General features: G+C 44.2%; 1 protein-coding gene, 2 tRNA genes and 1 rRNA gene. All 4 read left to right on the top strand.

Annotated features, from left to right (window positions below; all coding sequences use genetic code 11):
* Positions 1–92: 92 nt before the first annotated feature.
* Positions 93–168, top strand: a tRNA-Thr gene (locus IQR33_RS00065).
* A 57-nt stretch (positions 169–225) separates the two neighbouring features.
* A 5S ribosomal RNA gene (gene rrf, locus IQR33_RS00070) occupies positions 226–342 on the top strand.
* A 77-nt stretch (positions 343–419) separates the two neighbouring features.
* A tRNA-Asp gene (locus IQR33_RS00075) sits at positions 420–496 on the top strand.
* Positions 497–993: 497 nt separating this feature from the next.
* Positions 994–2,373 (top strand): NAD-dependent succinate-semialdehyde dehydrogenase (locus tag IQR33_RS00080; protein ID WP_193843425.1); only part of this gene is annotated, 1,380 nt, incomplete at its 3' end.

Consider the following 2,373-nt stretch of genomic DNA (forward strand, 5'->3'; position numbering starts at 1 on the left):
AGTTTTTTCCTTTTTAAAAAGGCGAAGACAAAAGTTAAGAGAGCCCGTTTGTAAAAGCGGGCTTTTTTAGTCCTCACGGACACAAATAATGTGCTGATATGGCTCAGTCGGTAGAGCGCATCCTTGGTAAGGATGAGGTCCCCAGTTCGATTCTGGGTATCAGCACCATTTATTGTTTGTTTTATGTTTTAAATTAAAGCCTAAAACAAAATGTAAAGAATTTTGCTTGGCGACCATAGCGTTTTGGACCCACCTGATTTCCATGCCGAACTCAGAAGTGAAACGAAATAGCGCCGATGGTAGTGTGGGGCTTCCCCATGTGAGAGTAGGACATCGCCAGGCTTTAGTTTTATTTTCACTTTTTCGAAAAGTGAAGACAAAGCGGACACTTGCTGATTACAAGCGAGTGATACCACTGCGGAGTGGTAGTTCAGTTGGTTAGAATACCGGCCTGTCACGCCGGGGGTCGCGGGTTCGAGTCCCGTCCACTCCGCCACTTATATTAAGCCCTAGTCGAAAGACTGGGGCTTTTTCGTTTGGTCGTGTCCCCGAGAAATGCATTTACACATTGAAGGCGAGACAATACGACTTTCTTTACCCTTTTGGCACATGAGTTTCTCAGGAAGATGAGCCTGCTGCCTGCACTTCCAATTACTCCGAGTTTGTATCATGTCCTCGTTGAAAGATTGGCCATTTGAACAATGAGTCTTTATAACACTCGCCCTCAACCGTAATAGAATGAATAGTCTTCCGTACTGCGTGTTTTGTTAGCGTCTCTCTTAAACAATAATTTTCTACTTCTTATTTCTCAAACATTCATTGCTCCCATATTTAGAGCGAAACCGTCGTTGCGTGGATTGCGCAATTTCCCGAAATATAGTGAGGAAGAGAGCTAAGTCTTTCGAAAATTAATGCCTTTTAGAAAACTTTGTTTTCTTTGCTGAACTTGCTAGTAGCGATTAACCTAAGAGGAGTTCTTGAGGAGTATGTTTGATGATGCAACAAATAAAAAATGAAACGCTGAAATCTGTATTTAAGCAATGGTCTTCCGAAGAGGGAATTGTGGTCATCAACCCTGCAACTGAGCAAGAGTTAATTCGGTTAAAGCCTAGTACTCTTGATGAGTTAGATGATCTCATTGGTCAGTGCAAAACGGAGCAAGTCCGTTGGGCTAAATTAAGTGCCAAAGAGCGCTCTCGTCGTTTGAGGGGGTGGTATCAACTACTTCTTGATAATGCAGAAGACATAGCCACGATTATTACCTTAGAGCAGGGTAAACCTTTAGCTGAGAGCAAAGGGGAAGTGATGTATGGTGCCTCTTTTGTCGAGTGGTTCTCAGAAGAAGCAAAACGTGCTTATGGCGAAGTTATTCCTGCCCCCACGACAGATAGACGTCTATCTGCAATTCGCCAGCCTGTGGGAGTATGCGCTGCAATTACACCTTGGAACTTCCCTATTGCGATGATTACAAGAAAAGCAGCACCAGCCCTAGCGGCAGGTTGTGGCATGTTGATCAAGCCATCAGAGCTTACCCCTCTCACTGCAATTGCTGTTGTTGAATTAGCTTATCAGGCTGGTATCCCTAAAGAACTGCTTTCTGTCGTGGTGTCGGAGCAGGCTGCTGAGTTTGGTCAAGTACTAAGTACTGATCCTAGGATTCAGAAGATCTCTTTTACGGGGTCTACGCGCGTTGGGAAAATTTTGATGAAGCAAGCCAGTGATTCAGTCAAGGCGGTGTCGATGGAGTTGGGTGGTAATGCGCCTTTCATCGTGTTTGAAGATGCAGACTTAGATGCGGCTGCGGAAGGGCTTGTCGCGTCGAAGTTCCGTAATGCAGGGCAAACATGTGTTTGTACCAATCGGCTATATGTTCATAAAAATGTAAAACAAGCTTTTATTGATAAAGTATTGTCGAAGTTAAGCAAACTAAAGCTTGGAAATGGTTTAGAGAAAGGTGTCACATTAGGTCCTGTTATTACGATGGCCTCTAAGCATCGACTAGAGGCGGTGATCGATCAAGCTGTACAAGAAGGAGCCTCTATTGCTAACTCTCCACAGAGACGGCCTGGTCGCTTTATGGAGCCCGTTCTTTTGGATAGTGTGACGCAGAATATGTCGATTGTTCAGCAAGAGCTATTCGGGCCTGTGTTGCCTATTGTTACCTTTGAAAATGATGATCAAGTTCTCGAAATGGCGAACGATACAGAATATGGTTTGGCTTGTTATTTCTATACGAATAGCTTGAAGCGTATTGTGACTTTTAGTGAAGGTTTAGAGTATGGCATGGTTGGAGTGAATGAAGGGATCATCTCTACTGAAGTGGCTCCATTTGGTGGAGTTAAAGAGTCGGGTGTTGGACGGGAAGGTGCTAAG

This window comes from Vibrio sp. OPT46 (genome assembly GCF_015163535.1).
Lineage (GTDB): Bacteria > Pseudomonadota > Gammaproteobacteria > Enterobacterales > Vibrionaceae > Vibrio > Vibrio alginolyticus.